Annotated in this window: 2 protein-coding genes; both read left to right on the top strand. The window is 75.9% G+C overall.

The features are described from left to right. The coding region (locus ACYVO2_RS36920; protein WP_461012507.1) for an SDR family NAD(P)-dependent oxidoreductase at positions 1 to 6,492 on the top strand (6,492 nt) is incomplete at its 5' end. After that, positions 6,489 to 7,653: polyketide synthase dehydratase domain-containing protein (locus tag ACYVO2_RS36925; RefSeq protein ID WP_461012508.1), on the top strand; the 1,165-nt coding region annotated here is incomplete at its 3' end. The genes ACYVO2_RS36920 and ACYVO2_RS36925, both read left to right, overlap by 4 nt.

The following is a 7,653-nucleotide window of genomic DNA, read 5'->3' on the forward strand; positions in this document are numbered from 1 at the left end:
GAGCACGACGAGGTGCAGACGCTCACCTCCGCCGTCTCCCGCCTGTGGTGCACCGGCACCGACATCGACTGGCCCGCTTTCTTCACCGGCCACACCCCCCGCCACGTCGATCTGCCCACCTACGCCTTCCAGCGCCGCCGCTACTGGCTCAGTGACGCCAGGAGTGATGCGGGCGACCCGGTCGGACTCGGGCTCGGCGCGGCAGGGCACCCGCTGCTGGGTGCGGCGGTGACGCTCGCCGCCGGGGGCGGGGTGCTGCTCACCGGCAGGCTCTCCACCGGCACCCACCCGTGGCTGGCCGATCACGCGGTGGCGGGGACCGTGCTCTTCCCCGGCACCGGGTTCGTGGAGCTGGCGGTCCGGGCCGGGGACGAGGTGGGCTGCGGGCATCTGCGGGAGCTGGCCCTTCAGGCGCCGCTGGTGCTGCCGGAGCGGGGCGCGGTGCGGGTGCAGGTCCTGGTGGGCGCGGCCGACGAGGCGGGGCAGCGGACCGTCACCGTGTACTCCCGTCCCGAGGACGCCGCCGACGAAGCCGCCTGGACGGTGCACGCCGAGGGCGTGCTGGCGGACGAGGAGCCGGACCGCGGCGAGGCGGGCCTGGCGGTGTGGCCGCCGGCCGGGGCGGAGCCGGTGGACGTCTCGGGGTTCTACGCCGACGCCGCCGCGGCCGGCTACGGCTACGGCCCGGCGTTCCAGGGGTTGAAGGCCGTCTGGCGGCGCGGTGACGAGGTCTTCGCCGAGGTCGTCCTGCCCGACGCCGAGGAGGCGGACGCCACCGCCTACGGTCTGCACCCGGCGCTGCTGGACGCGGCCCTGCACGCCGTGCTCGCGACCGACGGCGGTGACGGCGGGCTGCGGCTGCCGTTCATGTGGGAGGGCGTGTCCCTGTCCGCCGTCGGCGCCGCCGCCCTCCGGGTGCGGCTGACGTCCGCGGGCGGCGACTCGGTCGCCCTGGACCTGGCGGACGGCACCGGAAGCCCGGTCGCCGCCGTCCGGTCGCTGCTGCTGCGCCCGGTCACCGGCGGGCAGCTCGCCTCGGCCGCCACCCAGGACCAGGACGCGCTGTTCCGCGTCGACTGGACGCCGGCGCCCGAGGGCACGCGGCGGGCGGCCGGTGACGTGGTGGTCCTCGGTGACGCCGAGGCCGCGGCTGTCGCGCTCGACGGCGCCACCCGCTACCCGGGCCTGCCGGAGCTGCTCGCCGCGCTGGACGCGGGCCGCCCCGCACCCGAGGCCGTTCTGCTGCCCGTCCCCGCCGGGGCGGCCGACGGTACGGCGGGTGCCGCCGACACGGCCCGGCAGGTCACGGCGGACGTGCTGGCGCTGGTCCGGCAGTGGCTCGCCGAGGACCGGCTGGCGGAGGCCCGGCTGGTGGTGGTGACGCGGGGCGCGGTGGCCACGGGCGACGTGGCGGACCTGGCCTCGGCTCCGGTGTGGGGCCTGCTGCGCTCGGCGCAGTCGGAGCACCCCGGGCGTTTCGCGCTGGTGGACCTGGACCCGGCCGGCGGCGCCGACGTGGCCTCGGCGTTGGCCGCGGGTGAGGGTCAGGTCGCGGTGCGGGGCGGTGCGGTGCTGGTGCCGCGGTTGGTGCGGGCGCTGTCGTCCGGTGGTGTGCTGGTGCCGCCGGTGGGTGAGCGGGCGTGGCGGTTGGACACGGCGGGGACGGGGACGCTGGAGGGCCTGGCGTTGGTGCCGGCCTCGGAGGCCACCCGGCCGCTGGCGCCTGGTGAGGTGCGGGTCGCGGTCCGCGCGGCCGGCGTCAACTTCCGCGACGTCCTGATGAGCCTCGGCATGTACCCCGGGCGGCCGGTGCTCGGCAGCGAAGCCGCGGGCGTCGTCGTGGAGGTCGGCGAGGGCGTCACCGACCTGGCCCCGGGCGACCGCGTCATGGGTCTCGTGCCGCACAGCTTCGGCCCCCTCGCGGTGACCGACGCCCGCGTCGTCGTCCCGATGCCGGAGGGCTGGACGTACGAGCAGGCCGCGGTCGTGCCGGTGGTGTTCCTCACCGCCTACTACGGCCTGGTCGACCTGGGCGGGCTGCACGCCGGGGAGTCGGTGCTGGTGCACGCGGGCGCCGGCGGTGTGGGCATGGCGGCGATCCAGTTGGCCCGGCACCTGGGCGCGAAGGTGTTCGCGACGGCCAGCCCCGGCAAGTGGGACGTTCTGCGCTCCCTCGGCCTGGCCGAGTCGGAGATCGCCAACTCGCGGGACCTGGACTTCCGGGAGAAGTTCCTGGCCGCCACGGACGGGCGCGGGGTGGACGTGGTCCTCAACTCCCTCGCCCGCGAGTTCGTCGATGCCTCCCTGGACCTGCTCCCGTCCGGCGGGCGGTTCCTGGAGATGGGCAAGACCGACATCCGGGAGGCCGAGGAGGTCGCGCGCACCGCTCCGGGTGTGCGGTACCGGGCGTTCGACATGCTCGACGCCGGGCCCGAGCGCATCGGGGAGATGCTCCGCGCCCTGATGGAGCTGTTCGACCGGGGCGTGCTGAGCCCGCTGCCGGTCACCACCTGGGATGTGCGGCGCGGCGTCGAGGCGTTCCGCCACATGAGCCAGGCCAGGCACGTCGGCAAGGTCGCGCTGACGATGCCCGCCCCCCTCAACCAGCAGGGCACCGTGCTGATCACGGGCGGCACGGGCACGCTGGGCTCACTGCTCGCCCGGCACCTGGTCACCGAGCACGGGGTGCGGCACCTGCTGCTGACCAGCCGCTCCGGCCCGGACGCCCCGGGCGCGGCGGAGCTGGTGGCCGAGCTGGCCGAGTCCGGCGCGTCCGCCCAGGTGATGGCCTGCGACGCGGCCGACCGCGACCAGCTCGCCGCCCTCCTGTCCGCCATCCCCGACGACCGCCCCCTCACCGGCGTCTTCCACGCCGCGGGCGTCGTCGACGACGGGGTCGTCGGCGCCATGACCGACGAGCAGTTGGAGCGCGTCTGGCGGCCCAAGGCCGACGCCGCCGTCAACCTCCACGAGCTCACCCGGGACACCCCGCCGGCGATGTTCGTGCTCTACTCCTCCGTCTCCGGTGTCCTCGGCGGCGCCGGGCAGGCCAACTACGCCGCCGCCAACGTCTTCCTCGACACCCTCGCCCGGCACCGCCGCGCCCAGGGCCTCCCCGCGACCTCCCTGGCCTGGGGCCTGTGGGGGCAGGCCAGCGCCATGACCGGCGAGCTGGGCCGCGCCGACCTCCAGCGGCTCGGCCGGATGGGGCTCGCGCCGCTCTCCTCCCGGCAGGGCCTCGAACTCCTCGACACCGCCCGCGCCATGGACGTCCCCGCGCTCGTCGCGGCCCGCCTCGACCTGGCCGCGCTGCGGGAGCAGGACGAGATCCCCGCCGTGCTGCGCGGACTGGTGCGCCCCACCGGGCGCCGGGCCGCCGCGGCCACGCCCGCCACCGGCACCGGCACGTCTTTCGCCGACCGGTTCGCCGGGCTCGCCCGCCCGGAGCGGGCGCGGCGACTGGTGGAGCTGGTGCGCGGGCATGTGGCGGCGGTGCTGGGGCACGCGTCGGCGCAGGCCGTGGACGCGGAGCGGTCGTTCAAGGAGCAGGGCTTCGACTCGCTGACCGCGGTCGAGCTGCGCAACCGGCTGGGCGCGGCGACCGGGCTGCGGCTGCCCGCCTCCCTCGTCTTCGACCACCCCACCCCGGCCGCCGTCGCCGGATACCTGCACGACGAGGTGTGGCCCGACGACGAGCGGCAGGACGCGGCCGCACCCGGCGCCGCGCCCGCCCGCCGCGCCTCGGACGGTACGGACGAGCCGATCGCCATCGTCGGCATGGCCTGCCGCTACCCCGGCGGCGTGTCCTCGCCCGAGGACCTGTGGCAACTGGTCAGCGAGGGCGTGGACGCCATCGGCAGTTTCCCCACCGACCGCGGCTGGGACCTCGACGCGCTGTACCACCCCGACCCGGCCAACCCCGGCACCACCTACACCCGCGAAGGCGGCTTCCTCCACGACGCCGCCGACTTCGACCCGCACCTGTTCGGCATCTCCCCGCGCGAGGCCCTGGCCATGGACCCGCAGCAGCGGCTGCTGCTGGAGACCGCGTGGGAGGCGCTGGAGCGCGCCGGCATCCCCGCCGCCTCGCTGAAGGGCTCCGCCGGGGGCGTGTTCGTCGGCGCCGGCTACCCCAGCTACCTGGTGGACCTGGAGCGCACCCCGGACGCGGTGGAGGGCTTCTCCCTCACCGGCAACGCCGCCAGCGTGGTGTCCGGCCGCCTGTCCTACACCTTCGGCCTGGAAGGGCCCGCGGTGACGGTGGACACGGCGTGCTCGTCGTCGCTGGTGGCGCTGCACCTGGCGGTGCAGTCGCTGCGGCAGGGCGAGTGCGACCTGGCGCTGGCCGGGGGCGTGACGGTGATGCCGAGCCCCGGCCTGTTCCTGGAGTTCAGCCGCCAGCGCGGGCTGGCCGCCGACGGCCGCTGCAAGCCGTTCGCGAACGCCGCCGACGGCACCGGCTGGGCCGAGGGCACGGGCGTGCTGGTCGTCGAGCGCCTGTCCGACGCCCGCCGCAACGGGCACCGGGTCCTCGCCGTCGTCCGCGGCACCGCCATCAACCAGGACGGCGCGTCCAACGGCCTGACGGCGCCCAACGGCCCGTCCCAGCAGCGCGTCATCCGCCAGGCCCTGGCCAACGCGGGGCTGAACCCCGGTGACATCGACGCCGTCGAGGCGCACGGCACCGGCACCACGCTCGGCGACCCCATCGAGGCGCAGGCCCTTCTCGCCACCTACGGGCAGGACCGGCCCGAGGACCGGCCGCTGTGGCTCGGCTCGGTCAAGTCCAACATCGGTCACACCCAGGCCGCCGCCGGCGTCGCCGGGGTGATCAAGATGGTGATGGCGATGCGCGAGGGCGTGCTGCCGCGCACCCTCCACGTGGACGAGCCCACCGAGCACGTCGACTGGACCGCGGGCAACGTCGCCCTGCTCACCGAGCCCGTCCGCTGGCTCCCCGGGGACCGCCCCGCCCGCGCCGGCGTGTCGGCCTTCGGCATCAGTGGAACGAACGCCCACGTCATCCTGGAGCAGGCCCCGGCCGACGCCGGCACCGAGGCCGGCTCGGGCCCGCTCGTCCTGTCCGGAGAGGGCGGCCTGTCCCGCTCGGCCGTGGTGCCGTGGCTGGTCTCCGCCCGCACCGCCGACGCGCTGACCGCCCAGGCCGGGCGGCTGGCGGAGGCGGTTCAGGGCTCCGATCCGGTGGACGTGGGGTGGAGTCTGCTGTCGTCGCGGTCGGCGCTGGAGCACCGGGCCGTGGTGTGGGGGAGCGCCGCCGGAGAGCTGCTGACCGGGCTGGAGGCCGTGGCGGCCGGCGGTGTCGCGGGGAACGCCGTCACGGGGGCGGCTGGGGCTGCGGATGCCGGTGCGGTGTTCGTGTTCCCGGGGCAGGGGTCGCAGTGGTTGGGGATGGGGCGGGGTCTGCTCGCGTCGTCGCCCGTGTTCGCGGCTCGGTTGGCGGAGTGTGAGTCTGCTCTGCGGTCGTTCGTGGACTGGTCGTTGGGTGAGGTGCTGGCCGGGGACGACGACGCCTGGTTGGGGCGGGTGGATGTCGTTCAGCCGGTGCTGTGGGCCGTGATGGTGTCGGTCGCGGCGGTGTGGGAGTCGTTGGGTGTTGAGCCTGCGGCTGTCATCGGCCATTCGCAGGGTGAGATCGCGGCCGCTGTGGTGGCTGGTGCCCTGAGCCTGGAGGACGGTGCCCGGGTCGTTGCTCTGCGGTCGGCGGTGATTCGGGAGGAGCTGGCCGGTCGGGGCGGGATGCTGTCGCTGGCGGCCGGTGCGGAGCGGGTCCGGGAGTGGCTCGCGCCCTATGACGGTCGGGTGTCGGTGGCGGTGTTCAACGGTCCGGCCGCGACGGTCGTGGCCGGTGAGCCGTCGGCGTTGCAGGAGATCGCTGCCACTGCTGAGGCGTCCGGGGTGCGGGCGCGGATGGTTCCGGTGGATTATGCCTCGCACTCGGCGTATGTGGAGGAGATCAGGGGGCGGTTGCTGGAGTTGCTGGCTCCTGTCTCGGCGCGGGCTGCCCGGGTGCCGTTGATCTCGACGGTGACCGGTGAGGTGCTGGACACCACGGTCATGGGTGGGGAGTACTGGTTCACCAATCTGCGGCAGCCGGTGCGCTTCACGGATGCCGTTGAGCAGGCGCTCGCCTCCGGCCTGACCCGTTTTGTCGAGGTCAGTGCGCACCCGGTGCTGGTGATGGGTGTGCAGGACATCGCCGAGGACGCCGGGGCGAAGGCCGTCGTGGTGGGCTCGCTGCGCCGTGAGGAGGACGAGTCGGCTCGGTTGATCGCCAATGCCGCCGAGTTGTGGGTGCGGGGCACTTCGGTGGATTGGTCGGCGGTGTTCGCCGGGCGGGCCGTGCGTCGTGTCGACTTGCCGACGTATGCCTTCCAGCGGCAGCGCTACTGGCTGGAGCCGCCTCCCGTGGGGGCGACCCCGCCGGGCTCGGGTTGGCGGAGGCCGGTCACCCGCTGCTGGGCGCGGCGGTGAGCCTGGCCGCTGACGGCGGCCTGGTCCTGACCGGCAGGCTGTCCACCCGCACCCACCCGTGGCTGGCCGACCACGCCGTGGCCGGGACGGTGCTGTTCCCCGGCACGGGGTTCGTCGAGCTGGCGATCCGCGCCGGGGACGAGGTGGGCTGCTCGCACCTGAAGGCGCTCACCCTCCAGGCCCCGCTCGTCCTGCCGGAGCACACCGCCGTCCGGATCCAGGTCGTCGTCGGCGCCCCCGACGGCACCGGCGACCGCGCCCTGACCGTGCACTCCCGCCCCGAGAACGCCGCCGGCGACGCGCCGTGGACCTCCCACGCCGAGGGTGTGCTCACCGCCGCGCAGCCGGCCGTTCCCGCCGTGGACCTGACCGCCTGGCCGCCGCCCGGCGCCGAGACCCTCGACGTCTCCGGCTTCTACGCCGACGCCGACGCCGCCGCGGCCGGCTACGGCTACGGCCCGGCGTTCCAGGGCCTCAAGGCCGCGTGGCGGCGCGGCGACGAGGTGTTCGCCGAGGTCGCCCTCGACGGCCCCCACCAGGAGGAAGCCGGCCGCTACGGCATCCACCCGGCGCTGCTGGACGCCGCCCTGCACGCCGTGCTCGCCGCGGACGCGGGTGACGGCGGGCTGCGCCTGCCGTTCCTGTGGGAGGGCTTGTCCCTGCTCGCGGTCGGCGCCTCCGCGGTGCGGGTGCGGCTCGCCCCGGCGGGCGGTGACGCCGTGTCCGTCGCCGTGGCCGACACCGCCGGTGCGCCCGTGGCGTGGACGGACTCCCTGGTGCTGCGGCCGGTCACCGCGGAGCAACTGGCCGCCGCGGCCCCGGACGCCCGGGACGCCGTGTTCCGCGTCGAGTGGACCCCCGCCGCCACCCCCGGCGCCCCCGCCCCGCGGGCACAGGCCCCGGCCGTCATCGGCGACGACCCGTTCGGCCTGGCCCGGGAGGCACGGCACGCCGACCTGGCCGCGCTCGTGGCCGCCGAGGGCGACATCCCGAGGCTCATCGTGCACACCGTGGCCACCGCGGGCGACGGGGCACCGGCGGCGGCAGCCGCCGACGCGACGGGCCGGCTCCTCACGACGCTCCAGCGGTGGCTGGCCGAGGAGCGGGTGGGGGACGCGCGGCTCGTGGTGGTCACGCGTGGTGCGGTGGCCGCCGGTGCGG

Source organism: Streptomyces capparidis (genome assembly GCF_054782095.1).